At 36.9% G+C, this 25,642-nt stretch carries 29 protein-coding genes; 9 read left to right on the top strand and 20 right to left on the bottom strand.

Going from position 1 to position 25,642, the window contains the following annotated elements; all coding sequences use genetic code 11:
* Positions 1–178: 178 nt before the first annotated feature.
* Complete coding sequence (locus tag BGO88_RS01715; RefSeq protein WP_286705739.1) at positions 179–1,372, bottom strand: pyridoxal phosphate-dependent aminotransferase; 1,194 nt, start codon at positions 1,370–1,372, stop codon at positions 179–181.
* Positions 1,373–1,499: 127 nt separating this feature from the next.
* On the opposite strand from BGO88_RS01715, the gene BGO88_RS01720 reads away from it, so the two are divergent.
* Entirely contained in the window at positions 1,500–2,825 is a 1,326-nt protein-coding gene (locus tag BGO88_RS01720; protein WP_286705740.1) for a PDZ domain-containing protein, read from the top strand.
* 26 nt (positions 2,826–2,851) lie between these two features.
* Here BGO88_RS01720 and BGO88_RS01725 read toward each other — a convergent pair whose 3' ends face one another.
* Positions 2,852–3,280, bottom strand: coding sequence for a DUF1573 domain-containing protein (locus BGO88_RS01725; protein WP_056073909.1), 429 nt, complete (start codon positions 3,278–3,280; stop codon positions 2,852–2,854).
* A gap of 234 nt (positions 3,281–3,514) precedes the next feature.
* Between BGO88_RS01725 and BGO88_RS01730 the strand changes: the two genes are divergently transcribed.
* Positions 3,515–6,148, top strand: coding sequence for a valine--tRNA ligase (locus BGO88_RS01730; protein WP_286705741.1), 2,634 nt, complete (start codon positions 3,515–3,517; stop codon positions 6,146–6,148).
* Positions 6,149–6,214: 66 nt separating this feature from the next.
* Here the strand turns inward: BGO88_RS01730 and BGO88_RS01735 are convergent, their stop codons facing one another.
* The 7 genes from BGO88_RS01735 to rsfS form a co-directional block, all read right to left on the bottom strand.
* Positions 6,215–7,000: a superoxide dismutase gene (locus BGO88_RS01735; RefSeq protein WP_082482261.1), complete on the bottom strand. Its 786-nt coding sequence runs from the start codon at positions 6,998–7,000 to the stop codon at positions 6,215–6,217.
* A gap of 2 nt (positions 7,001–7,002) precedes the next feature.
* Positions 7,003–7,269, bottom strand: coding sequence for an acyl-CoA-binding protein (locus BGO88_RS01740; protein WP_056073905.1), 267 nt, complete (start codon positions 7,267–7,269; stop codon positions 7,003–7,005).
* Entirely contained in the window at positions 7,269–7,928 is a 660-nt protein-coding gene (locus BGO88_RS01745) for a phosphatidylserine decarboxylase family protein (RefSeq protein WP_056073904.1), read from the bottom strand. Before BGO88_RS01745 ends, BGO88_RS01740 begins: the two co-directional genes overlap by 1 nt.
* The gene (locus BGO88_RS01750) at positions 7,921–8,724 is read right to left on the bottom strand and encodes a phosphatidate cytidylyltransferase (RefSeq protein WP_286705742.1); all 804 of its coding nucleotides are present in this window, start codon (positions 8,722–8,724) and stop codon (positions 7,921–7,923) included. Before BGO88_RS01750 ends, BGO88_RS01745 begins: the two co-directional genes overlap by 8 nt.
* A gap of 1 nt (position 8,725) precedes the next feature.
* The gene (locus BGO88_RS01755) at positions 8,726–9,325 is read right to left on the bottom strand and encodes a lactate utilization protein B/C (protein ID WP_056073901.1); all 600 of its coding nucleotides are present in this window, start codon (positions 9,323–9,325) and stop codon (positions 8,726–8,728) included.
* Between the two features lie 111 nt (positions 9,326–9,436).
* Positions 9,437–11,377, bottom strand: a complete 1,941-nt coding sequence (gene ftsH / locus BGO88_RS01760) for an ATP-dependent zinc metalloprotease FtsH (RefSeq protein WP_286705743.1) — start codon at positions 11,375–11,377, stop codon at positions 9,437–9,439.
* 16 nt (positions 11,378–11,393) lie between these two features.
* Entirely contained in the window at positions 11,394–11,765 is a 372-nt protein-coding gene (gene rsfS, locus BGO88_RS01765) for a ribosome silencing factor (protein WP_056073898.1), read from the bottom strand.
* Between the two features lie 94 nt (positions 11,766–11,859).
* Between rsfS and BGO88_RS01770 the strand changes: the two genes are divergently transcribed.
* Positions 11,860–12,591 carry a biotin--[acetyl-CoA-carboxylase] ligase gene (locus BGO88_RS01770; protein WP_286705744.1) on the top strand — a complete coding sequence of 244 codons (732 nt, stop codon included), beginning with the start codon at positions 11,860–11,862 and terminating at the stop codon, positions 12,589–12,591.
* A gap of 54 nt (positions 12,592–12,645) precedes the next feature.
* Here BGO88_RS01770 and BGO88_RS01775 read toward each other — a convergent pair whose 3' ends face one another.
* Positions 12,646–13,038: an SRPBCC family protein gene (locus BGO88_RS01775; protein WP_286705745.1), complete on the bottom strand. Its 393-nt coding sequence runs from the start codon at positions 13,036–13,038 to the stop codon at positions 12,646–12,648.
* 16 nt (positions 13,039–13,054) lie between these two features.
* On the bottom strand, positions 13,055–13,720 hold the full coding sequence (gene pyrE / locus BGO88_RS01780) for an orotate phosphoribosyltransferase (RefSeq protein ID WP_286705746.1): 666 nt from the start codon (positions 13,718–13,720) through the stop codon (positions 13,055–13,057).
* Positions 13,721–13,727: 7 nt separating this feature from the next.
* On the opposite strand from pyrE, the gene BGO88_RS01785 reads away from it, so the two are divergent.
* Positions 13,728–14,330, top strand: coding sequence for an NUDIX hydrolase (locus tag BGO88_RS01785; RefSeq protein ID WP_101472444.1), 603 nt, complete (start codon positions 13,728–13,730; stop codon positions 14,328–14,330).
* 11 nt (positions 14,331–14,341) lie between these two features.
* On the opposite strand, the gene BGO88_RS01790 is transcribed toward BGO88_RS01785, so the two are convergent.
* The gene (locus tag BGO88_RS01790; protein WP_286705747.1) at positions 14,342–16,078 is read right to left on the bottom strand and encodes a M14 family metallopeptidase; all 1,737 of its coding nucleotides are present in this window, start codon (positions 16,076–16,078) and stop codon (positions 14,342–14,344) included.
* Between the two features lie 88 nt (positions 16,079–16,166).
* On the opposite strand from BGO88_RS01790, the gene BGO88_RS01795 reads away from it, so the two are divergent.
* Positions 16,167–17,498: a DEAD/DEAH box helicase gene (locus BGO88_RS01795; RefSeq protein WP_286705748.1), complete on the top strand. Its 1,332-nt coding sequence runs from the start codon at positions 16,167–16,169 to the stop codon at positions 17,496–17,498.
* Between the two features lie 125 nt (positions 17,499–17,623).
* Here BGO88_RS01795 and BGO88_RS01800 read toward each other — a convergent pair whose 3' ends face one another.
* The 3 genes from BGO88_RS01800 to BGO88_RS01810 form a co-directional block, all read right to left on the bottom strand.
* Positions 17,624–18,190: a PhnA domain-containing protein gene (locus BGO88_RS01800; RefSeq protein WP_056073886.1), complete on the bottom strand. Its 567-nt coding sequence runs from the start codon at positions 18,188–18,190 to the stop codon at positions 17,624–17,626.
* A 431-nt stretch (positions 18,191–18,621) separates the two neighbouring features.
* Positions 18,622–19,080: a pantetheine-phosphate adenylyltransferase gene (coaD, locus tag BGO88_RS01805; RefSeq protein WP_056073884.1), complete on the bottom strand. Its 459-nt coding sequence runs from the start codon at positions 19,078–19,080 to the stop codon at positions 18,622–18,624.
* Positions 19,068–20,054, bottom strand: coding sequence for a D-alanine--D-alanine ligase (locus BGO88_RS01810; RefSeq protein ID WP_286705749.1), 987 nt, complete (start codon positions 20,052–20,054; stop codon positions 19,068–19,070). Before BGO88_RS01810 ends, coaD begins: the two co-directional genes overlap by 13 nt.
* A 173-nt stretch (positions 20,055–20,227) precedes the next feature.
* Here BGO88_RS01810 and BGO88_RS01815 point away from each other — a divergent pair, with 173 nt between their 5' ends.
* From BGO88_RS01815 to BGO88_RS01830, 4 genes are all read left to right on the top strand, one after another.
* Positions 20,228–20,836 (top strand): PASTA domain-containing protein, encoded by a 609-nt coding sequence (locus BGO88_RS01815; RefSeq protein ID WP_273237472.1) that lies wholly within the window; start codon positions 20,228–20,230, stop codon positions 20,834–20,836.
* Positions 20,833–21,873, top strand: coding sequence for an RluA family pseudouridine synthase (locus tag BGO88_RS01820; protein WP_286705750.1), 1,041 nt, complete (start codon positions 20,833–20,835; stop codon positions 21,871–21,873). The genes BGO88_RS01815 and BGO88_RS01820 overlap by 4 nt, the downstream gene beginning before the upstream one ends.
* Before the next feature lie 244 nt (positions 21,874–22,117).
* The gene (locus BGO88_RS01825) at positions 22,118–22,546 is read left to right on the top strand and encodes a DoxX family protein (protein ID WP_056073875.1); all 429 of its coding nucleotides are present in this window, start codon (positions 22,118–22,120) and stop codon (positions 22,544–22,546) included.
* Positions 22,547–22,714: 168 nt separating this feature from the next.
* Positions 22,715–22,906, top strand: a complete 192-nt coding sequence (locus tag BGO88_RS01830) for a hypothetical protein (protein ID WP_056073874.1) — start codon at positions 22,715–22,717, stop codon at positions 22,904–22,906.
* Between the two features lie 71 nt (positions 22,907–22,977).
* Here BGO88_RS01830 and BGO88_RS01835 read toward each other — a convergent pair whose 3' ends face one another.
* From BGO88_RS01835 to BGO88_RS01855, 5 genes are all read right to left on the bottom strand, one after another.
* The gene (locus BGO88_RS01835) at positions 22,978–23,517 is read right to left on the bottom strand and encodes a DUF4199 domain-containing protein (protein WP_101472438.1); all 540 of its coding nucleotides are present in this window, start codon (positions 23,515–23,517) and stop codon (positions 22,978–22,980) included.
* A 120-nt stretch (positions 23,518–23,637) separates the two neighbouring features.
* Positions 23,638–24,105, bottom strand: a complete 468-nt coding sequence (locus tag BGO88_RS01840; protein WP_101472437.1) for a response regulator transcription factor — start codon at positions 24,103–24,105, stop codon at positions 23,638–23,640.
* 132 nt (positions 24,106–24,237) lie between these two features.
* Positions 24,238–24,654: an OsmC family protein gene (locus BGO88_RS01845; protein ID WP_286705751.1), complete on the bottom strand. Its 417-nt coding sequence runs from the start codon at positions 24,652–24,654 to the stop codon at positions 24,238–24,240.
* 61 nt (positions 24,655–24,715) lie between these two features.
* Complete coding sequence (locus BGO88_RS01850; protein ID WP_101472436.1) at positions 24,716–25,024, bottom strand: hypothetical protein; 309 nt, start codon at positions 25,022–25,024, stop codon at positions 24,716–24,718.
* 50 nt (positions 25,025–25,074) lie between these two features.
* A complete protein-coding gene (locus BGO88_RS01855) occupies positions 25,075–25,605 on the bottom strand; it encodes a YceI family protein (protein ID WP_056073866.1) in 531 nt (176 codons plus the stop codon).
* Positions 25,606–25,642 lie beyond the last annotated feature (37 nt).

Here is a 25,642-nt window from a genome sequence, read left to right on the forward strand (position 1 = left end):
GAACAACGCGAGCAAGGAGTTCAAGGCTCACTTCTCGCTGAAGAGATAATAATTATAAAGGTTACTACTAAAAAAGGCTTCCAGATTTGGAAGCCTTTTTTAATTTGTAATATTTTAGGGATAATAGTAGGTACAAAAAAAGCTCCCGTTTCAGGAGCTTTCTTTTATTATTTTATTCTTATTTATTATTGTATTTCTTTAATGCGTCTTCAAGAATTTCTACTGATCGAATCAGATCTTCTTTTTTAAGTACATAGGCAATTCGCACTTCATCTAATCCCACATTAGGTGTAGAATAGAATCCTGCAGCTGGAGCAACCATAATAGTTTCACCATTTAAATCGTAGGACTCCAATAACCATTGTGCGAAATTGTCTGCATTTTTTACAGGAAGTTTAGCAATGCAATAAAAAGCTCCTTTAGGAGTAGCAACTTTAACACCTTCTATCTTTTGTAATCCTGCAATAAGAGTATCACGTCTGTCTTTGTATTCTGTGATAACATCATCAAAATAACTTTGAGGAGTATCCAAAGCAGCTTCGCTGGCAATTTGCGCTAAAGTAGGTGGGCTTAAACGCGCCTGTGCAAATTTCATAGCAGTAGCCATTACTTCTTTGTTTTTAGAAACGATACATCCAATACGTGCTCCGCACATGCTATATCTTTTGGAAACAGAATCAATCATGATAGCATTTTCTTCTAAGCCAGGAACATTCATGATAGAAAAGTGTTCTTCGCCATCATAAATGAATTCTCTGTATACTTCGTCAGCAATCAGGAACAGGTCGTGTTTTTTTACAATTTCGGCAAGCTGTAGTATTTCTTCTTTTGAATATAAATATCCGGTTGGGTTTCCAGGGTTGCAAATAAGGATTGCTTTTGTCTTTGGTGTGATTAGCTTTTCAAAAGCTGCAATTGGAGGCAATGCGAAACCTTCATCAATTGTTGAAATTACAGGAACAACTGTAACTCCCGAAGCAGTTGAAAACCCATTGTAATTTGCATAGAATGGTTCAGGAATGATGATTTCATCGCCTTGGTCCATTGTGCTGCCCATAGCGAAAAGCAAAGCTTCTGATCCGCCTGTTGTTATGATTATATCAGCAGTATTGATAGGTAATCCGTGGGTTTGATAATATTGCGATAGCTTATTTCTGTAGCTTTCAAAACCTGCAGAATGGCTGTATTCTAAAACTGTAATATTGCTATTTTTTACTGCGTTCAGAGCAACTTCCGGAGTTTTGATATCAGGTTGGCCAATGTTAAGATGATAGACTTTGTGGCCTTTCTTTTTTGCTATTTCTGAATAGGGAACCAATTTTCGTATTGGCGATTCGGGCATGTGCTGTCCTTTAGTAGAAATTTTTGGCATGACTTATTGTTTTGTCTGCAAATTTGCGACTTTTTTTCAAGAAAATTAGAAAAAAAGTCGTCCAAAAGAACGTTAAAATGTTATCAATTCATTAAAATTTTCTACATTTAATATTAAAAAACTGCATATGAAATTAAGAATACTCGTTCTTTTTTTATTGGTTGTTTCGAGTTCGCTTTTTGCCCAGAAAGGTTTTCAATGGAATTCACATAAAGATAAGATTGAAATTCCTTTTCAGCATATTTACAACCTTATTATTATTCCTGTTGAGATTAATAATGTCAAACTAAATATGTTGCTAGATACCGGAGCTGATAATTCAATGATTTTTAGTCTTCCTGAAAATGATACTATACAATTTAAAAATTATAAAAAAGTAAAAGTTAGAGGCATAGGGTCGGAAGAAATTATTGAAGCCTTGCTTTCCGTTGATAATAAAATTAAAATATCTTCCTATGAGGATAATAAGTTTCCCATATTAATAGTACTTGATCAGGATGTAAATTTTTCATCGAGATTGGGTATTCCTGTGAATGGGGTTATAGGTTATTCGTTTTTTAAGGAGTATCCAATAGAAATTAATTATCAAAAAAAGATAGTGACAATTCATAGGACCAGAAAATTCCTTGCAAAGAAAAAATTTAAAAAGTATCTCAAACATCCTATAAAGGTTATAGACAAGCGACCTTATATTGATGTGGTTGCTAAGATTGAAGAAGATACGTTAGACTTGAAGCTTTTGATAGATATTGGCTTGGGTGATGGCTTATGGCTATTTCAAAATAAGAAAATAAGAGCCGGAAACAATTATTTTGAAGATATTTTAGGCAGCGGGCTTAATGGACTGATTATTGGAAAAAAATCCAGGGTCAGGACAGTAAGGATTGCAGATTTTACTTTAGATGAAGCTCTGGTTTCCTATCCTGAAGAAGTATATTTTCCTAAGATTGGAATTATAGAAGGACGAAACGGTTCTGTTGGAGGTGAAATTTTGCATAGATTTAATGTTGTTTTAGATTATCAGGAACAATTTATATATCTGAAAAAAAATTCAAAATTTAAAAAGCCCTTTAACTACAACATGAGTGGTATTGTAGTACAGCATAAAGGGGTAGAATTTGTACAAGAAGCGATAAGACTTGAAACAAAATCCAATTATGGTGTGAAAGTAGATGGAGGGTTGGATAATTTTAATGATAACAATTTCAGATATAAATTTTCACTTAAACCGGTTTTTGAAATTGCCAGTGTGAGAACTGGTTCTCCTGCTGATCTTGCAGGCATACAGCCGGGAGATAAAATTGTTAGAATAAATAAAAAAATGACCCATGGTTATACAATCCAGAAAATAAGTGATCTGTTACAATCGGAAGAAGGGAAATGGATTTATATAGATGTTGAAAGAGAATCCAAAATTATTGCCTTCAAGTTTCAGCTTAAGAAAATATTATAAAAAAATCCCGCAATTGCGGGATTTTTTTATGAACTTGGAAGTGTTTTCTTTTTCTCCATCAGGTTAACTTCTTCTTTGACAATGACATTTCCCTTTATTCGTAAAGGAATAATACCGCTATCTTTATTCACAGCATTAGACTGTACAGTAATAGTCTTGCTTATAGGACCCGGATTCATGTTATATTGTACTTCAATCTTTCCTGTTTTTCCAGGCATGATTGGTTCTTGTGGTTTTGTAGGTACGGTACATCCGCAGGATGATTTTACATCGTTAATGATTAAAGGCGCATCACCAATGTTTTTAAATTCAAAAACTCTCAAGCCGTTGTCTTCACCTTTAGTGACAGTTCCATAATCTATTGTTTCTTCCTTAAACTCGATTTTTGGTCCGGTTTGTGCCATTGCTGAAACGGCAAACATCATAACTGCAAATAGACTTAGTATTTTTTTCATCATAAAAATTTTAGTTAGTGTTCAGTAAAATTACTTAGTTTTGATTAAAGTGCAAATTATTAAATCTTAATTTTTTATACTGCACATACTTAATTACTTTTGTGCCTTAATATTCGCAAATTTCATACCAAGCTTATTTTTTGTTTTTTAAAGAGATTGAAAGCAAGAAAAACTTGACAATTACGGATTTTAATAAGCAGACAAAAACAAAATAGAAAAAACGAAGACGAAAAGATGACAATTCCAGCACAATTCGATGCCAAATCAGTAGAGCAAAAATGGTACAGCTACTGGATGGAAAATAATTATTTCCATTCAGAACCGGATCACAGAACACCTTATACTATTACAATACCGCCACCAAACGTCACAGGCGTACTACATATGGGGCATATGTTGAATAATACTATACAAGATGTTCTGATTCGTCGTGCGCGCCTGAAGGGTTTCAATGCCTGCTGGGTTCCTGGTACGGATCACGCGTCGATTGCAACCGAAGCAAAAGTTGTGGCAAAATTAAAAGCGGAAGGAATCAATAAAAATGATTTGTCCCGTGAAGAATTTTTGGAGCATGCCTGGGATTGGACTCATAAATATGGAGGTGTTATTCTCGATCAATTAAAGAAGCTGGGTGCTTCTTGCGATTGGGAAAGAACGAAGTTTACTATGGATCCGGATATGTCTGCTTCTGTAATCAGGTCTTTTGTTGATTTATATAACAAAGGTATGATTTATCGCGGCTATAGAATGGTCAATTGGGATCCGGAAGCAAAGACAACTTTGTCTGATGAAGAAGTAATCTTTGAAGAAAGACAAGGGAAATTGTATTTCCTGAAATATCAGATTGAAGGGAGTAATGATTTCCTGACTATTGCAACAACACGTCCGGAGACTATTTTTGGGGATACTGCTATCTGTATCAATCCGAATGATGAGCGTTTTACACACCTGAAAGGAAAAAAAGCAATTGTTCCGATAGCCGGAAGGGTAATTCCTATTATCGAAGATGAGTATGTTGATGTAGAATTTGGTACAGGATGTCTGAAAGTAACTCCTGCACATGATATGAATGATAAGACTTTAGGGGATAAACATAACCTGGAAGTAATTGATATTTTCAATGAAGATGCAACGCTAAATTCTTTTGGATTACACTATGCCGGAAAAGACCGTTTTGTAGTTCGTGAAGAAATTGAAAAAGAATTGGAAGCTAATGGAAGTGTTGCAAAAACAGAAATCCATCTTAATAAAGTAGGAACTTCTGAAAGAACAAAGGCGGTAATTGAGCCTCGATTGTCAGACCAGTGGTTCCTGAAAATGGATGAATTGGTTAAGCCTGCCATCAAAGCAGTTCTTGAAACTGAAGAAATCAAATTATATCCAAAACGTTTTGAAAATACCTACCGTCATTGGCTTGAAAATATCCGCGATTGGAATATTTCCCGTCAGCTTTGGTGGGGACACAGAATTCCTGCATTTTTCTATGGTGATGGCAAAGAAGATTTTGTTGTAGCCGAAACAATAGAAGATGCTGTGGTTCTTGCCCAAAAAATAACAGGCAAGGCAGATTTGAAAGCAGAGGGCTTACGTCAGGATGTTGATGCTTTAGATACATGGTTTTCAGCCTGGTTATGGCCAATGTCTGTTTTTGGAGGCATTATGGAACCTGAAAACAAAGATTTTAAATATTATTATCCAACAAACGACTTGGTTACAGGTCCGGATATCCTGTTTTTCTGGGTAGCCAGGATGATTATTGCCGGATATGAATATACCGGTGAAAAACCTTTTACCAATGTTTACCTGACAGGTTTGGTTCGTGACAAACAACGACGCAAGATGTCCAAATCATTAGGAAATTCTCCTGATCCGCTGGATTTGATTGATAACTTTAGTGCAGATGGTGTTCGTGTTGGGTTGCTATTGAGTGCATCAGCCGGAAATGATATCCTGTTTGATGAAGAAATGTGCAATCAGGGTAAGGCGTTTACCAATAAAGTATGGAATGCTTTCCGTCTGATAAAAGGATGGGAGGTAAGTGATACTATACCGCAGCCGGAATCGTCAAAAGTGGCTGTTGAATGGTTTGAAGCAAAATTGCAGCAGACTTTGGTAGAAATTGAAGATCATTTTGAAAAATACAGAATTTCAGATGCCTTAATGGCTATCTATAAATTGGTTTGGGATGATTTCTGCTCGTGGTTCCTTGAAATGATTAAGCCGGCTTATCAGTCACCAATTGACAGAAAAACATTGACCAAGGCAATTGAGATGTTGGAAAGCAATTTAAAGTTACTGCATCCGTTCATGCCGTTCCTGACGGAAGAAATTTGGCAACATATTACGGAAAGGACTCCTGAACAGGCCTTAATCATTTCGACCTGGCCGGAATCAAAATCATTTGATGCCAAATTGATTACAGATTTTGATTTTGCAGCAGAAGTTATTTCCGGAATAAGAACTATCAGAAAAGAGAAAAATATCCCTTTCAAAGATGCCATCGAATTGAAAGCTATCAACAATGATAATTCTTCTACATATTTTGATGCGGTAATTACAAAATTAGGCAACCTAAGTTCTTTGGAATATGTTTCTGAAGCTGTAACAGGCGCTTTAACCTTCCGTGCAAAATCCAACGAGTATTTTGTGCCTATCAGCGGTTCTGTTGATGTGGAAGAAGAAATAGCAAAGCTTACTGAAGAATTGAAATATACACAAGGCTTCTTAAAATCAGTTCAGGCGAAATTGTCTAACGAGAAATTTGTGAACAACGCTCCTGAAAAAGTATTGGAAATAGAGCGAAAGAAAGAAGCTGATGCTTTGGCCAAGATTGCTACTATTGAGCAAAGTCTTGCCAGCTTAAAATAATATGCAATAGTATATCAAATAAAAAAGCCCCAATAATTTGGGGCTTTTTATTATTATATGAATTTGTTATGCTTTAGGAGCAGAAGCAGCTTTTGCAGCTTCGTATTTTTTAGCAACAGCATCCCAGTTAATCAGGTTGAAAAAGGCAGTGATATAATCTGGTCTTTTGTTTTGATATTTTAAGTAGTAAGCATGTTCCCAAACATCCAAACCTAGGATTGGAGTACCGGAAACTGACATGTTTGGCATCAATGGGTTGTCTTGGTTTGGTGTGCTGCCAATAACAAGTTTACCTGTTTTGTCAACTACTAACCATGCCCATCCTGAACCAAATTGTTTTGTAGCCGCTTCCGTCAACTGTGTCTTGAAGTTTTCAAAAGAACCAAGGTCTTTGTTGATTGCTTCTGCAAGAGCACCAGTAGGCTCGCCGCCTTTCTTAGGTCCCATGATTTCCCAGTAAAGGTTGTGGTTGTAGTATCCTCCGGCATTATTGCGTACCGCTTTATTTTCTAAATCCAATTTAGACAGGATTTCCTCGATGGTTTGTTTTTCCAATGCTGTTCCGGCGATAGCCTTGTTCAGATTGTTTACATATCCAACGTGGTGTTTTGAATAGTGGATTTCAACGGTTTTAGCATCAATATGCGGCTCTAATGCATCATAGGCATAAGGAAGTTTCATCATTTTAAAAGCTCCCGGTTCTGCTGCTACATCGTCAGGATTGCCCATAGGTGCTTTCTCTTCAGTTACTGGCAATGGTACTTCTACTTCTTCTAATTTTTTTTCTTTATTGCAAGATTGCAATACGAAAGCCAATACCAGGCTCGAAAGAAATAATTGCGTTTTTTTCATAATTATTTTTTAATAAGTGAATGAATTGTTTCTATATAAAGTCGTTTTGCTTCGTCGCTGGACAGGTGACTAATCTGTATCCAGGCGTTTGTTTTGAAAGCATCCCTTAAATCTACACTGGTAACCCTTTTTGATTTAGCAGTGCCCTGGGTTGCCTGTTTGTAATAGGCATAAATGCGTAGCATGACATCCTGTGGTAAAGGTTCTGTCATATTTGATGCCAGTTCATAGGCTTCTTCAAACAGAGTATCTAAATCTTTTTCCGACATTAAGACTTTGTTGCGATTACGGTTATTCCTCCAACTGCTTTTTGATTCAGTTTTACGTTAATTTCAGTACCGATAGGAAGATACAAATCTACTCTTGACCCGAATTTTATAAATCCGGCATCTTCTCCCTGGATTACCTGCATTCCTTCTTTGGCATAATTAACAATTCTTCTTGCTAAAGCTCCGGCAATCTGACGGTATAATATTTCTCCGAAAGTAGTATTCTCAATAACTACTGTCGTTCTTTCATTTTCCTCGCTTGCTTTCGGATGCCAGGCCACAAGATATTTGCCAGGGTGATATTTGCTGTATTTTATTACTCCATTCATGGCATATCGGGTAACGTGCACATTAATCGGAGACATGAAAATGGAAACCATGAGTCTTTTATCTTTAAAATACTCGCCTTCATAAACTTCTTCAATCACGACAACTTTTCCGTCAACCGGAGCAATTATCTGATTATCGTTTATCTGGGTATATCTTTTTGGATTTCTAAAGAACTGTAGCACTAATATAAGAAATAATAACGAGATAACCTGAATGGTTTTTAAAACCCAGAAATTAGGAATCAGCGAATCAGTCAGCAAAACTATTGCTACGACTACTGCACAGGTAATAAGAATAATTTTTGCTCCTTCTTTGTGAAACTTAAACATAATCTAAAATTTGATAAAACAAAAAAATGAATGGTGATACAAATATAATACTATCTAGCCGATCTAGGATGCCCCCATGTCCCGGCATAATTTTGCCGCTATCTTTAACTCCGGCAATTCTCTTGAATTTAGATTCGACCAAATCTCCAATGGTGCCAAAGATTCCGGCAATCAGGGCAAAGATAATCCATAGGATTACCGGCTGATTGATGAAATAAATAGCGATAAGAATACTGGCGATTATTGTAAAGACTAATCCTCCCAGAAAGCCTTCTATGGTTTTTTTAGGTGATATTTTTTCGTAAAGTTTTCTTTTACCAATAGATTTTCCAACAATGTAAGCAAAGGTGTCATTGGTCCAAATCAGAATAAATATACCAATCAGGATTTTTGGATTGAATACTGTTCCTTCATACGGAATTTTGGTCAGGATAATAACAGGAAGTATGATATAGCCAATCAGATAAACATATTTTGATTGCCTGTCTACTTTCTGTCTTTTCTCGCTGAACAGGAATAGGATGAGCCTGACGGAAACAAAAAGTGCTGCTCCTGTCAGTAGCCAGTCATTGGTTTTGTTAAAGGTGTTGAAATACGCAAACAGGGCATAGGCTCCAATGGCAAGCAATATGGGAATCGGTTTCTGCAGGTTTACCAAATCACAGAATTCGGCGGTACATACAGCCAGAAACATTCCAAAAAGCAGAAGAAAGCTGTCATGGGAATAGAGAGTGGCCCCAATCAATAGAAGTATGTAGACCAGTCCGGATAGTGATCTCGTTAGGGTTTCGCGCATTTTAAAGATCTTCTAAAAGCAGAAGATAGAGATTTTTGGCTACGCTTCCGTATTGGAGAAAATCCTCGTCTTTTGCTTTTTCGAAATATTTTATTGTGGTAATATTGGTAGGATAATCCTTTTCATATTTTCTTTTGATTTCACGAAGCCCATCACTTTTGCTGCCCAAGATTTGACTTGTTGTAGCAAGAATAACAATATTGCCAGGCAATTCGTTAGGTTTGTATTGTTTGATTTGGTTGGATGAAAACAAAACGGAACCTTCGTCAGCAATCAGATTTTCGCAACTGGCTAAAAGAAATCTCGGATTTGTAGGTTTGGTATAGGAAAGCTTGTTTTCTTCAAGCAGACTGAAAAGTTTTGGTTCAAAACAGAGTGCTTCTGATTCAAACCAATCGTTTTCTTCAAGGATGTGCTCAAAATGGTCTTTTGCTTCCTCAAGATTTTCGCAATACAAGAATTTGCCTCCGTTCTTTTTAAAGTTCAGGGTAAATAATTCATCCGCCGGAATTACAGTTTCGGGATTGAATGGACTTAAGTTGCCATCTTTATCGTCATCAGAGGATTCGCTGGCGCCAAAAAGTTTTTTAAACAGACTCATAAATTGGCCAAATTCTTTGTTTGCAATTTCAAAACAATCAAAGATAAAAAAATCTTAATTCAAAACTGCTTTCGAATTAAGATTTTTGTAAAAATTCTTAAAAAGTGAAATTTATTCTTCGAAGACTTCTTCAACTGCTTCACCAAAAGCACGTTTGCCGAAAATTGTCTCAAGGTCATCTTTGAAAATTACTTCTTTTTCTATCAGAATATCTGCCAATTGGTTCAATTTATCCTTGTTTTCTTCAAGAATTTTGATTGCTCTCTGGTATTGACCTTCGATTAAGTCTGAAATTTCCTTGTCGATAATCTTTGCGGTGTCTTCAGAATAGGGTTTTGAGAAGTTGTATTCGCTTTGTCCTGATGAATCATAATACGTAACGTTTCCTAACTTATCATTCAAACCATAAACCGTAATCATTGCTCTGGCTTGTTTTGTGACTTTTTCAAGATCGCTCAATGCACCTGTAGAGATTCGGTTGAAAGTTACTTTTTCTGCCGCACGTCCACCCATTGTAGCACACATTTCATCCAGCATCTGGTCTGTCCTTACAATCTGTCTTTCTTCCGGAAGATACCAGGCAGCACCTAAGCTTTGTCCTCTAGGAACAATGGTTACTTTGATTAGTGGTGCAGCGTGTTCTAACATCCAGCTTACAGTTGCGTGACCGGCTTCGTGGATAGCGATAGCTCGTTTTTCTTCCGGTGTGATAATCTTGTTTTTCTTTTCAAGACCTCCAATAATTCTGTCAACCGCATCGAGGAAATCCTGTTTGTCAACGGCTTTTTTATCTTTTCTGGCTGCAATAAGAGCTGCTTCATTACATACGTTGGCAATGTCAGCTCCTGAAAATCCAGGGGTTTGTTTTGCCAGGAAGTCTGTATCGAGACCTTCCACTTTTTTCAATGGACCCAAATGCACTTCAAAAATTTCCTTACGTTCTCTGATGTCCGGCAGGTCTACATAAATCTGCCTGTCAAAACGACCGGCTCTCATTAATGCCTTGTCTAATACATCGGCACGGTTCGTCGCTGCTAAAACAATTACGTTGGTATTTGTGCCAAAACCGTCCATTTCAGTAAGCAACTGGTTTAATGTATTCTCACGTTCATCGTTTGAGCCTGAAATATTATTTTTCCCTCTTGCACGCCCAACAGCATCAATCTCGTCAATGAATATGATGGCAGGAGATTTTTCTTTTGCCTGTTTGAATAAGTCTCTTACACGGGAAGCACCAACACCCACAAACATTTCAACGAAATCAGAACCTGAAAGCGAAAAGAACGGTACTTTTGCTTCGCCGGCAACTGCTTTTGCCAATAAGGTTTTTCCAGTTCCCGGAGGGCCTACTAAAAGCGCTCCTTTCGGGATTTTTCCTCCCAGATTAGTATACTTTTCAGGGTTTTTCAGGAACTCAACGATTTCCTGTACTTCTTCTTTTGCTCCTTCAAGTCCGGCAACATCTTTGAATGTTACTTTTACGTCGGTCTTTTCATCAAATAATTTTGCTTTGGATTTTCCGATATTGAAAATTTGCCCGCCACCTCCTGCAGCGCCACCACCTGACATTCTTCTCATGATGAAAAGCCAGATACCAACAATAATCAGGATTGGCAATAAAGCGATAAAGATTTCGCTCCAGTTACTTTTTGGCAAAAAGTTGTAATCTTTTAGCTTTCCTTCCAATTGTGCTGTTTCCAGTTTCTTCTGGAAAAGCTCATCATTTCCAATATTGTCAAGGATATAGTGAGGCCCTGGGTTTGGCTTGTCGAAAATATCTTTGGTTACTTTTTTATTTGCCGGATCAGCTAGTCCTTCCTTGTTTAAGAAAATTTCAGCTTCGCTCTTGTTATACACAACAACTTTTTCAATCTGCCCTTTTTCAAGCAGTTTGTTAAAGTCAGAAGCTGATGCCTTACTGGTTTCTCCCCAACTTGAGCCTCCTGAAGCCCAATTCAGGATAAAGAAAAACAAGATCAAGCCACCGTAAATCCACCATGGGCTTAACCTGAATTTTTTAGGGTTAGGATTTGTATTGTTATCTTTAGCCATTGCTATCTTTTCTTTTTTAGTATTTGTTTTGGATTGTAGTGATTTTAGCATCACCCCACAAGCTCTCGATGTTGTAGTACTCGCGGATATGCTTTTGGAAAACATGAACAACAATATTCACATAATCCATCAACACCCATTCGCCGTTTTCTGTACCTTCAACGTGCCAGGGCTTGTCTTTTAATTCTTTTGAAACTGTTTTTTGGACAGAGTTAACTATGGAGTTAACCTGAGTATTTGAAGTACCGTTGCAGATTACAAAATAATCACAAACGGTGTTGTCGATTGCTCTTAAATCTAAAATATCAATGTCATTGCCTTTTACTTCTTCAATCCCTTTGATGATGTGGGCTAACAGATCGTCATTGCTTATATTTTTTTTCGCCATTTAAAAATTTTATGTTTTCGCAAAGTTATCATTTTTTGTCGTTATTTTTGAACCTTAACATAAGATTAAAAACGATAAACTTCAATTATTTTTTATGAACATCATCAAACTCGATGCCATTAACTCTACCAACGATTATCTTAAGGGATTATTGCAGCAACAATTCGTTGAAAACTTCACTATTGTTACTGCTGAAAACCAGACAGATGGGAAGGGTCAGATGGGGTCGAAATGGAATGTTGAATCGGGTAAAAACCTGACTTTTAGTGTTTTGGTTAAAGATTTGTTGCTGGAAGTGAATCAGATTTTTCATTTGAATGTGGCGACTGCGGTGAGTATTATTGAAGCTTTATCTTTTTTAGAAATTAAGGATTTGGCGATAAAATGGCCAAACGACATTTTGGCAGAAGGTAAAAAGATAGGTGGCATATTGATTGAAAACAGTATCAAAAGCAATGGCGAAATCTTTTCAATTATTGGTATTGGGCTTAATGTCAACCAAAGAGATTTTGAAAATCTTCCAAAAGCTTCTTCCTTGTCACTTTTGATGGGCAGGGAACTTGATAAGGATGCCATTTTGATTCCGATTATTGAATGCCTGATACGAAATGTTTCCCTAATCTTGAATAAAAACACCCAATCCATTTGGGAAAAATACCACGCCTGTCTTTACAAAAAAGGAATACCCATGCCTTTTGAAAATGTAAAAGGAAACAAATTCATGGGAATCATCAATGGTGTTGACCAATCCGGTAAACTTCATCTGACATTAGAAGATGATTTTGTGAAATCTTATGAAATAAAGGAAATCAGAATGTTATATTAAAAATAAAAAAGCCTTTCAAACGAAAGGCTTTTGTTATATCTGTTTATCGGCTTTTTACAGCTTGTGCATGTTTCCGGATAAGGTTTCGATGAATTTGCTGATAGGCCCTTTGACCATCATGGCCATCATGGCATTAAATTCGCCTTCAAAAAATAGCTGTACATCGCTTGAATCGTCAGAAACAGGAGTGATGTTTGCCGTAAGTGAAAAAGGAAGTTTGTCGCTTGCAGCTCCTAAAACTACTTTAGTAGGGGCTACTTTATCCTTCATCTTTAATTTGATTTCAGGCATTCCTTTTAATCCAAAAATAAAAGAATCTTCGCCTGTAACTTCAAATTTTGCAATGTTATCCGGCATTAATTTTTCAAAATTCTTTACGTCTGTCAATTGGTCAAACATATATTGAGCTGGTTTTTGGACGCTCGTTTTCGGACTTTCTAAATTCATGTTGCTGCGGTTAATGTTATTTTACAGAAGCATTGTCATTTTCAACATTCCAGGTCGAAGGACTCTTGCTCCAGATTTTTAATGTTTCTTGCTCTTCTTCTGTGATGTATTTCTTAGCTACTGCCAATTCCAGAAGATTTTCATAATTGCTCAGAGTAAACAGGTCGATGTTTGCTTTTTTGAAGTTTTCAACAGAAACATCAAATCCATAGGTGAAAATGGCTGCCATTCCTTTTACGTTAGCTCCGGCTTCCCTTAATGCCTCAACGGCCAGAAGGCTGCTGTTTCCGGTACTAATCAGGTCTTCAATGACTACAACATTTTGGCCTTTTTGTAAAAAGCCTTCAATCTGGTTTTGTCTTCCATGTTTTTTTGGCTCCGGACGTACATAAACAAACGGAAGTCCCATATACTCAGCAACAAGCATTCCAATTCCTATAGCTCCTGTAGCCACACCGGCAATCACATCAGGTTTTCCAAACTGTTTTTCCAGATTTTTGGAAAATTCTTCGCGGATGTAATTTCTGATTGGTGGAAATGAGAGTGTTATCCTATTATCACAGTAAATGGGAGATTTCCATCCGGAAGCCCATGTAAAAGGATTTTTAGGATTCAATTTAATTGCATTTATTTGTAAAAGCAATTCGGCTGTTTTTTGGGCGGTGTCTTTATTAAAAATCATACTACAAATGTATAAAGTTTTTGTCAACGATAAACCACTTTTTTTAACTAATGAGATAGTTAAAGAAACCGATTTTCAATTTTTTCTTTTGGAAAGTGTTGATATTCATCAGCTTATAGTGAAAATGTTTCAAAATAAAATTCAAAAGGCTTATCTGTATCATCCTGACGAAAAGGAAATTATGAAAAAGCTCAAAGAAAAGATTCCGGTGAATAAGGCTGGGGGCGGATTGGTTTATAATAAAAAAGGGGAGGTACTTTTTATCTTCAGAAACGGGAAATGGGATTTGCCAAAAGGCGGTATTGAAAAAGGCGAGGAGATTGAAAATACGGCAATTCGTGAAGTTAGTGAAGAAACAGGTGTGTCCGGTTTGTCAATAACAAAAAAACTTCAAAAAACATATCATGTTTTTATTCGCAATGGAAGGTATAAGCTAAAGATTACCCATTGGTTTGAAATGAAAACTAATTTTGAAGGAACTCCCAAACCTCAGGAAGAAGAAGGAATAGAAAAAGTGGCTTGGCTCAATCCCGAGCAGATTCAGGAAGCGTTAAAAAACTCTTACGAAAATATCAAGCTGTTATTTGAAACAGAAAAGCTCCAGAAATAGGAGCTTTTTTATTACTGTTTAATTGGTGCCATTACTCTGAAAACCGGGTATTCCATATGTGTTTTTTCATAGTAATCGGAATGGCGGTAAATCCAGTCCAATTGGGCTTCGCCTGAATCCGAAAATTTTGAGTCCTCTGATTTTTTCTTTTCAAATTCGGCTTTCATTTCCGGATTTTTATCCAGTAATTGTTTGGCAAGGTCTTCAAAGACATAAGCTGAAAAATATTCTTTCTGTTGCAATAACGAATCGAAAAAATTCCATGCAAAATAAGAGTCATTACCTTGCGGCTCTAAAGTTTCCAACAGATATTTAACACCAGGTTGCTGCGTCTGTATTAAAAAGTCCCCTTTTTTAAACGTTACTTTTTTCTTGGTAGGAATGACGGAAACGGAATGGTGTGGATAATGGCCTTCGTAGGCAGAGGAACTGGTTTTGAAATCTTTAATTCGATAGCTTTCTACTTCAAGTTCAACAGCTTTTTCAAGAGGTGACATTTCAATATTGTTGATTTTTAGAAGCTCGATAATAGGCCACCATGATTTTGGAACGATATACGCTTCCGGAATAATTATTTCTAACGAAGGTTTGTATTCCTTATGATAGGGTATGTTTTTGCTGAAAGGTTTGGAACGGTCATAAAAAAGCCTCGGTTTGCCCGAAATTTCGCTTGGCTTGTAAGCTCCTTCATATCCTAAAAACGGGATACTTGAAACCTTGTCCGTATCCAGTGTCCATAGCAACGTATATTTTTGCCCCGGAAGGTAATTCAGCAGGTTTTCTTTTCGCAGTTTCTTGATTTTTGCATGATTCTTATCAGCATATTCAATTGTAGAAGCCATATAGTCATAGGTTACTTTTACTCTTGATGCATAATCTTTCAGCATATGGGTTTCGGGCATTGAGCCAATGGTGTTGAACATAGATGCAAAACCGGTTGAATATCTTGGATAATCCATCATCGCATCAAAACCGCCATCAGGTTTCTGGTCGTGAATGTTTACATAGGGTACCGATTCTGTTTTTTTCTTTTTTAAGTCGGATAATAAAGAGGGCAACATGTCAGTATTCCAAAATTTCCCAAGATTACCACCCAGTTTTTGATAATGCGTGGCAATATAAGTGAACGTATATTGGTAATCCGCACCATTACTGACATGATTGTCGATAAAGATATCAGGATTGGCAAGATGGAAAATCTGGGCAAAACTTCTGGCATTGCGGGTGTCAGACTTCACAAAATCGCGGTTCAGGTCATAATTTCTTGCATTTCCTCTGAAACCATAACTTTCCGGGCCGTTTTGGTTGGCTCTCGAAAAAGAGTTGCGGTTCAAAGCACCGCCAATATTATAGACAGGAATAGCAACTATGGCCAAATGTTTTGGAATTTTGATTTTTCCTAAAGCCAAATCTCTAAAGAGCATCATTGTGGCGTCTATCCCGTCGGGTTCACCTGGATGTATGCCATTGTTGATTAAAAGGACAGCCTTGTCTTTTTGAATTTTTTCAAAATCAAACTCCTTGTCACTATTATAGGTTACGATATGTAGTGGCTCGCCCGAATCGGTAAGTCCCATTTCCTGCATGGAAATCGTTTCGAAATTTTTGTCTAAAAGCTGGAAATAGGCAATTGTTTCTTCATAAGTAGCAGTCTGATTTCCATTTCCATTTTCATAAGGAGTCAGGAAATCTGTATTTTGAGCGTTGGCCATAATCGAAAGTAAGAAAATTGGAAGAAGATATTTCATAGGTTGATTTGAAAATATCAAAATTACGAATTTGTGTCGGTCGTAATTCATAATTCGTAATTCATCATTAAAAAATTAACTTTGCAGTATGAACAATCACCATTCCAACAATCTGCTGCTGAATTTAGGCATTGAAAGCCTGAATGAAATGCAGCTCGCGGCGCAGGAAGCCATTTTAGAGAATAATTCGGTTTTATTATTATCGCCAACAGGTTCAGGGAAGACCCTGGCTTTTTTATTGCCTGTTTTTGAAACCTTACAGCCTGAAATTCTTTCTGTGCAATGTCTGATTATTGTGCCATCCAGGGAACTAGGTTTACAGATTGAACAGGTTTGGAAAAAAATGGGTACAGGCTATAAGGTCAATACCTGTTATGGTGGTCATTCAATGGAAACGGAAATTAAAAATCTGAGTAATCCGCCGGCCGTTCTGATTGGAACACCCGGAAGAATTGCCGACCATATTGACAGGGAAACATTCAGGACAGATAAGATACGTACTGTAGTTTTAGATGAATTTGACAAGTCGTTGCAGTTTGGATTCCATGAGGAGATGTCTTTTATTTTGTCCCGTTTGCCAAAAGTGGACAAACGTATTCTGGTTTCTGCCACTTCTGATATTGAAATTCCCAAATATACAAGGGTGGTGAATCCTGAAATTTTGGATTTTACTTCCGATAATGAAGAAAAAAGCAATCTTTCTATAAAAACCGTCATTTCTGAAGAGAAAGACAAAATCAATACTTTATTCCGACTGATTTGTTCTTTAGGTTCTGAATCGGCATTAATCTTCTGTAACCATCGCGATGCCGCTGAACGAATTAGTGATTTACTGAATGCAAGAGGAATTTACACGACTTATTATCACGGAAGAATGGACCAGGAGGAGCGGGAGCGTGCCTTAATTCAGTTCAGGAATGGAAGTGTGAGCTATCTGGTTACGACAGACTTGGCTGCCAGGGGATTGGATATTCCGGAAATGAAACATGTTATCCATTATCATCTCCCAATGAAAGAAGATGAGTTTACACATCGAAATGGACGTACGGCAAGGATGACGGCTTACGGAACAGCTTATGTAATTGTGCATGAAAGCGAAAAGAAGCTGGATTATATTGATTACAACCAGGAAGTTTTTGATATTGCGAATACTGTTTCTTTGCCGGAGCCTCCGGTATTTCAGACATTATATATTTCCGGAGGGAAGAAGAATAAATTGAACAAGATCGATATTGTCGGGTTCTTTTCGCAGAAAGGAAAATTGGAAAAAGGTGATTTGGGTCTGATTGAAGTGAAAGATTTTGTTTCTTTCGCAGCGGTCAAATCAAAAAAGATAAAAGAACTTCTTAAAAATATCAAAGATGAAAAGATGAAAGGAAAGAAGTTTAAGGTTGAAATCGCCAGGCAAGTGATTAAATAGTTGATAGTTGGTAGTGGATAATGGATAGTTGGGATTTCGGATTTCAGATTTCAGATTTCAGATTAAGAATGTTAAACATCTCTCTACTTTCTGCCGTCTCAAATCTGAAATCTGCTATCTAAAAGTTATATCTTCTTCACGTATTGTGTAATAATAACAATAGTCTGTCCATCCACTTTTCCTTCAATATATTCTGCATTTTCGTGGTCAAGACGGATGTTTCGGACTGCGGTTCCCTGTTTGGCAACCATGCTGGAACCTTTTACTTTCAGGTCTTTAATCAAAACAACAGAATCTCCGGTTTGTAAGGTTACTCCGTTACTGTCTTTATGTACAATTTTAGTATCGTCATCGTCACCTTCTCCGGTTGCTTTTGCCCAGGCTAAATCTTCTTCTTCCAGATACATTTGTTCCAACAGGTCCTGTTTTCCCAAACGGCTCAACATTCTCCATGACACAACCTGAACAGGCAGGTGCTCGCTCCACATGCTTTCATTAAGACATCTCCAAAGATTAGGGTCTGTTTTTTCAGGGTTTTCTATCTGCTCAATGCAAGTTGCACTGGCAAGTATACTCTCTTCGATGCCTCCTTTTCGGGTTGGAAGTATTTGGTATACTTTTAAATTTTCTGTTGCTCCGGAAAGTTCGCACTTCCCGCCACTACGTTTCATCAAATCTCGTTCTAAACTCATTTTTAATGGATTTTATTTTTGGCGAAAGTACAGTTAATTAAAATGAATTTGAAATATATCACGAATTAAAATGATTTTAATTGTTAAAATCTATGGAAATCCGTTAATCTGTAGTAAAAAATAATAAGACGTAGATTAATCTGTGATAATCTTTTTAATCAACGGCTAAAAAAGGGTTATGTTTTGCCGCAGATTAAGATGATTAAAGAGATTCAGAGTCCAATAAATCTGTGAGAATCTGCATAATCAGAGGGAAAAAGAGTTATTTAAAGTCTGAATGATGATTAAAATGAATCAAAAATCCGTGAAAATCGGCGTAAATCCACTTAATCCGCGTTAAAATCTAACAATAATATGATTAAGAACTCCATAGAGCCCAATAAAAATCTGTGAGAATCTGAGAAATCAGCGGCAAAAAATCACTGATTTTTTTATTTTACTCTAACAGAATCCGGAACTAACAATTCGTATTCTCCTCCGTTTCGGATAACATCTCTTACAATGCTTGAGCTGATATAAGAAGTATTGGCGGCAGTCAGTAAAAAGACAGTTTCGATTTTTGAAAGCTTACGATTTGTATGTGCAATCGCTTTCTCAAATTCAAAATCGGCCGGATTTCTTAAGCCTCTTAAAATGAATTTTGCATTTACTTTTTTACAAAAATCAATTGTCAGACCTTCATATGTCGTAACAGAAACAGAAGGATGGTTTTCGAAACATTCCTCTATGAAGCGTTTTCTTTCGTCTAAAGAAAACATATATTTTTTATCGGCATTGACACCAATTGCCACAATTATCTTGTCAAAAAGCGGAATACTTCTTTTGATGATGTCATAGTGCCCCAGAGTTATAGGGTCAAACGAACCCGGAAATACGGCTATTTTCTCCATAATAGTTTTCTTTTTAAGGCCAGTTCAATTTCATTGTCCAAAAGGTCCGAAAAGGCAATTTTAGCATAGGCGGCCTGTTGTGGAAAGATGCTTTGCCCGGATAATCCCGGATTGGTGTTCATTTCAATAAAATGAGGTATTCCGTCCATTACAATAAAATCAGTTCTGGAAAAACCGGACATACCAAGAGCCTCATACACTTTTGCGGCCGTTTCTCTTACTTTTTGTTCTACTTCTGCGGATAGCCTTGCCGGTGTAATCTCATCAGATTTGCCTAGGTATTTGGCTTCGTAATCGAAAAAGTCGTTATGGGGAACAATTTCGGTTAAACCTAAAACTTTTGTTTCTCCTTTGTAATTGAGTACACCAACAGATACTTCGGTACCTTTTAAATAGGACTCTATTAATATGTCGCTGTCTTCTGCAAAAGCAAAATCCAGGGCCTTGTCAAATTCAGATAAGTCGTTTACTTTGGAAACCCCAAGACTGCTTCCGGATTGGTTTGGTTTTACAAAAAACGGCAAGCCAAGTTCAGCTTTTATTTCTTCGGCATTAATCGCATCGCCTTTGGAAAGGTAAATAGATTTTGCTTTTGGAATGTTAAATTTTGAAAGCACGGATAAGGTATCTCTTTTATTGAATGTCAGTGCTGACTGGTAAAAATTGCATCCGGAATACGGAATTTCCAAAAGTTCCCAATATGCCTGCATATGCCCGTCTTCGCCGGGAGTTCCGTGAATTGTATTGACGATGGCATCAAATTTTGTCTTTATTCCATTTTGGGTAAACGTAAAGTCAGATTTATCAATCGGGAATTTTTCTTCTCCTATTATTACGTTCCATCCATCCAATAAAATATGAACTTCAAACGTTTTGTATTTATTCTTGTCGAGATTGTTAAGGATTAGCTGACCACTACGGAGCGATATTACTGATTCGTCAGAATATCCACCCATTACAACGGCTATGTTCATATAAGATTTTGGATTTAAAGATTGCAGATTTTAGACAGTTTAACATCAAAAGTTTAGTCTGCAGACAGGAAACCGCCATCTGCTAACTGCCGAAACCTCTCACAAAAATATCACTAATTATTGAAACTAAAAACCTTTAGTATTTTTATATCTTTGCACGAAATGTAATTTTTATGACTTTAAGACAATATCTTACCAGCAAATCTTTTTTCAAGCAGCTTTTACTGGCTTTTGGGATTGTAATAGTATTGGTTTTTTTACTACTGCAATGGCTTAGCTATGCTACTGACCATGGCAACGAAATCACGGTTCCGGATTTGAGAAAACTGACAGAGCAGCAAGTTGAAGAAAAGCTGGATGAGCTTAATTTAGAGTATGTTTTGCTGGATACGGTGGATTATAATAAAGATTTTCCAAAATATACAGTCGTTCAGCAGGATCCGCTTCCAGGCTCGAAAGTAAAAGATGGCAGAAAAATTTATATCAAAGTAAATTCAGCGGATTTCGGAATGGTAACCATGCCGGATTTGATTGAAAAAACATTGCGTCAGACAGAGTCGTCTCTTATGGCATTAGGTCTTGAAGTGGGTAAAAAGACATACAAGCCTTATCTGGGAAAAGATATGGTTTTGGAAATGTATGCTGACGGCAAGAAATTAAAAGTTGGAGACAAAGTGAAAAAAGCATCCAAAATTGATTTGGTTTTGGGTGATGGAAAAGTAGGATTTGAAGAGTCTGAAACGGATACAATTAAAAATACAGATACAGAAACGGCAGAATGATAGACAATCCGATTGCAGACGAGGCGTTAGATGACGAATTGTTTGAGCATTACAGATTTGAGGCAGCCAAAGGGCAATCGCCTTTGCGTGTAGATAAGTTTTTGATGAATCTTGTTGAAAATGCGACAAGAAATAAAATACAGCAGGCCGCTACGGCAGGGAATATCTATGTTAATGATGTTCCGGTAAAATCGAATTACAAAGTAAAAGCTTTTGATGTTGTAAGGGTTCTGTTATCACATCCGCCTTTTGAGAATCTTATCCTGCCCGAGAATATCCCGCTTGATATTGTTTATGAAGACGAGGCGCTGATAGTAATCAACAAACCTGCAGGCCTGGTTGTTCATCCGGGTCATGGAAATTATACCGGGACTTTAGTGAATGCTTTGGCGTATCATTTTGAGAATTTACCATTGAACAGCAGTGAGCGTCCGGGATTGGTTCACAGGATTGATAAGGATACTTCCGGGCTTTTGGTTGTTGCCAAAACCGATCAGGCTATGGCTTTTCTGGCTAAACAGTTTGAGGAAAAAACTTCAGAAAGAGAGTATGTTGCTCTGGTTTGGGGAAATATAGCAGAGGATGAAGGTACAGTTATCGGAGATATCGCCAGACATGCCAAAGACAGAATGCAGATGGCTGTAGTTCCGGACGGAGAAGGAAAACATGCGGTAACCCATTATAAGGTTTTGGAACGTTTTGGATATGTGACTTTGGTTTCCTGTAAGTTGGAAACGGGAAGAACGCATCAGATTCGTGTCCATATGAAACACATAGGGCATACACTTTTCAATGATGAACGTTATGGTGGTAATCTGATATTAAAAGGAACTACATTTACAAAATACAAGCAGTTTATTGATAACTGTTTTAAAATATTGCCAAGACAGGCACTGCATGCAAAAACATTAGGCTTTATGCACCCAACGACAAAAGAGTTTATGAGTTTTGACACAGAACTCCCGGAGGACATGAAAGAATGTATTGCAAAATGGCGGGTTTATTCTAATTCACATACAGTCGAAGAAGAAGATTAAAAAGCAAGCAACGTTTTAGCGTTGCTTTTTTATTTCTGATAATATATTCTCTTACGGACTTAGCGGCTCTGCGTCTTTGCGAGCAACATTTTCACGCAAAGACGCAGAGCCGCAAAGTATATGTAGGCTTGTCAGAAACTATTTTTAGTAAACAGCTTTGGTGATTCATAAAATTAATCTTAAAAAGATGATTTATGTACTTAAATATTAGTAATTTAGATAGGTAATTCTAAATTATCTCGTCATGGAAACGATAAAAATTAAAAAGCTGAACAAATGGGCCAATTCCCATACTTCTTATCCAATTGACATTTTAAGGATTGCTTTGGGGGTATTCCTGTTTTTAAAGGGAGTAACATTTATCAAAGAAAGCCACAGGCTTATTGATTTACTTGCTCCATTGGGAAATTTTGATGGGGGTATGTTTATCTATCATTATGTAGTTGCTGCCCATATTATGGGAGGTATTATGATTGTATTCGGACTCCTGACGCGATGGTCTATATGGGCGCAGCTGCCAATTTTGATTGGAGCCGTACTGATTAATTTCGCCGGGCCAATGGTCGTGACGAATCTGATAGTATCGCTCATAACACTTATTGTTTGTGTATTTTTCCTGATGTATGGTAGCGGAAAGCACTCGTTGGATTACTATTTTAAGATGCAGAAATAAAGAAATAATAAACTAAATTTAAGAAAAGAACAGTCAATAAGGCTGTTCTTTTCTTGTTAAATAGATTATTTAATCATCTCTTAAGTTAAAATTAGCATAGGAGGAGATAAAATGTTGTATCTTGTAGATGTGAAAAGCACAGACCACTAACCTTGAAATTGCTATATAATGGAAACGAAAATTACTTTTGGAACGGAGCAAAGAAACCTTTTCCAAAAACCGAGCTTTACTGAAGAGCTAATCAGTAAGAAGGAGGAACTTAAAAAGAAGATGAAGGACAAGAATTTGCAATTGAGGAATCTCTTAAAAACGAATTTTGAGCTTTTGAAAAGCAACGACATCAACATGATGCTGTTTTAGCGATATATGGCGAAAAGAAAACCCTTAGATGAGATGAGAAAAAAGAATCCCTGCCAAAAGCAGGGATTTTTTTATGCAGTGGTATAATTTTCCGGTTTCTGATTCCGCTTTAAGATTAATGCGCTAATCAGGGTAACAATCAATCCGATGGGAAGCACTTCTGCATAGGTCAGAATTACGACCAGAATTGGATTTTTATACCATTCCTTATACATTTCCATTTCGTTGGTCTGGGCCTGGATTTCAGCTACGGTGGCACCACTTTCAGCTGCCTGTTTGAGAATATGGGCCGTATATTTTTCCATAAAATCCGGAATAAAGAAATAATATTCAACGAGCCATACGGCTACATATGCTGTTGAGGCTATCAGTGTAATAAGCAATCCGATTTTAAAAGCCTTACCAAAAGTAATGACTCCTGAATTATGTTTGTCACGATAGCTTTTGATACCCACAAATACAAAAGAAAAAGCCAGTAGCATTCCCAGATAACCAAGAACCATACTTCCTTTGAAATTTGGGTCGTTGTAGCACAATGCCGAAGAAATTACCATCATTGCCGTGACGATAAATCCGGCAATTAGTCCGTTAATCAAAATCGTTTTTTTCATCTTTTTTAATTTTTAGTTGATTTTCAATGATGCAAAATTGAATTTTTTTGGAGGGGTAAAAGTCATACTTAAGGATGATTTTGCTCCGGAGCAGTCTGTTTGCAACTAAAGTATGACTGTTTAAGGTATCAATTTGAGGCGTTTTGCTTTTTCGACGGCTTGTGTTCTGCGATTGACGTCAAGTTTCTCAAAAAGCTTTGAGGAGTGTGATTTGATGGTGGGTAATGAAACAAAAAGCTGTGATGCAATTTCCTGATTGCTGCAGCCTTGGGCAATCAATTCCAGGACTTCCATTTCGCGTTTGCTCAGATTTAATTTTTCAAGCTGATTTCTGTCCTGTATAAATTCAGCATCGCTAACATAGATTTCTTTTTCGATTATTATGGTTTCTTTTTTGGGTTTCGTTAGTTTTAAGGCCAGCCATATTCCAAGAGCAGTAAATATAATAGCAATCAAACCAATGTAAATTTCCAGAGTATGGTTTATAACCATAAACCGGAATTCCAGCCATTTCATCAAAAACAGCAATAGGGCAAGGGAGATGCCATATAGCATTGTGGATTTATATTTCTGTAAAAATTTCTGCATGGATGATTTTTATACCCAAAGATAAAAAATGTATCCTTAAAAAGACTTTCATAATTTCTATGTCAGGGAATGAAAAAATAAAAACCGCTTCTTTTTTGGAAGCGGTTCAAAGTTAATAGTTGTCTTTATTGTTTATGTCAATTTCGCATTCAGAATGATTTCTGCATTGAGTAGTTGCGATACCGGACAGTTTTCTTTTGCATTTTTGGCTGCCTCCTGAAACTGTTCTTCCGAAATATTGCTTATCGTTGCTGTAAGGTCTAAAGTTATGGTGGTTATCTTTCCGTCTTCAAACGTCACTTTGGCAACTGTGTCTAAATTTTCAGGTATAAATCCTAGTTCCGATAATACAAAACTAAGTTTCATAGTGAAACAGCCCGCATGAGCTGCTCCAATCAGTTCTTCAGGATTGGTGCCAACTCCATCAGCAAAACGGGTTTTGAATGATAATTGTGCTTTATCCAGGGTAGTGCTTTGCGTAGAAATGGTTCCTTTTCCTTCCATTCCTGTTCCTTGCCAATTGGCACTGGCATTTCTGGTAAATTTCATGTGTGTTATTTTAGGTTGGTTAATAAGCATAAAGTTAGAGAAAAATAGTACTCCAAAAACTTTAGGCTATGTTATGATTTTCTAAAGCCATGAGAATTTCATTCGTAAGCAATCCGCTTCCGCCTCCATAATGTTGTACAATTACGCAATCCGGATTGGTGTTTCTGAAGAAAGTACGTAATTTTTCTTCGCTTTCAGGTTCAATACCACAGCCTAATAAGACAATGTGGAAATGAATGCGTTCAAACAATTCCATCGCATCCTCATCTGTTTCTGCCCCGGCGCCAAACCAATCTTCATTGTTGTTGATGAGTCTTATAACAGTTCCTAATATCTCCGGGTGCCGTCCTATGTATAAAATATTTTTCATGGCTTTCGAAAAAGAAGCAAGCCTTTCAATAAAGAGAGGCTTGCAGATAATTATTGTTTGATAAATTGAAGTTCGATTTGAAGTTTTACTTCTTCACCAACCAAAACACCTCCTGTTTCCAAAGCAGAGTTCCAGTTTAGTCCCCAATCTTTTCGGTTGATTTTTCCGGAAACGGACAATCCCGTTTTGGTATTTCCCCAAGGGTCTTTTGCCAATCCTCCAAATTCAACGTCTAATGTTACAGGTTTTGTTATGCCATGTAATGTCAGGTCACCTGTTAATTTGTATTCTCCTTCATTTAGTTTTTTAAATGAAGTAGATTTGAAATTGATTTTTGGAAATTGGGAAGCGTCAAAAAAGTCGGCGCTTAGCAAATGTGAATCACGGTCTTTATTTCCCGTAGAAATAGAATCGATATCGCCTGTAAATTCAAATTGAGCGGTTTCGAAATTGTCGCCGTCTGTTTCGATGGAAGCGTCAAATTTTTCAAAATTTCCGGATACATTGGTAAACATCATGTGTTTTACTTTGAATCCGATTTCTGAGTGTGCTGTGTCAATTGACCATTTTGTTGTTGCCATAATCTTGTTTTTTAAATAGTTGTTTTTATTTTAAATA

Source organism: Flavobacterium sp. 38-13 (assembly GCF_001899155.1).
Lineage (GTDB): Bacteria > Bacteroidota > Bacteroidia > Flavobacteriales > Flavobacteriaceae > Flavobacterium > Flavobacterium lindanitolerans.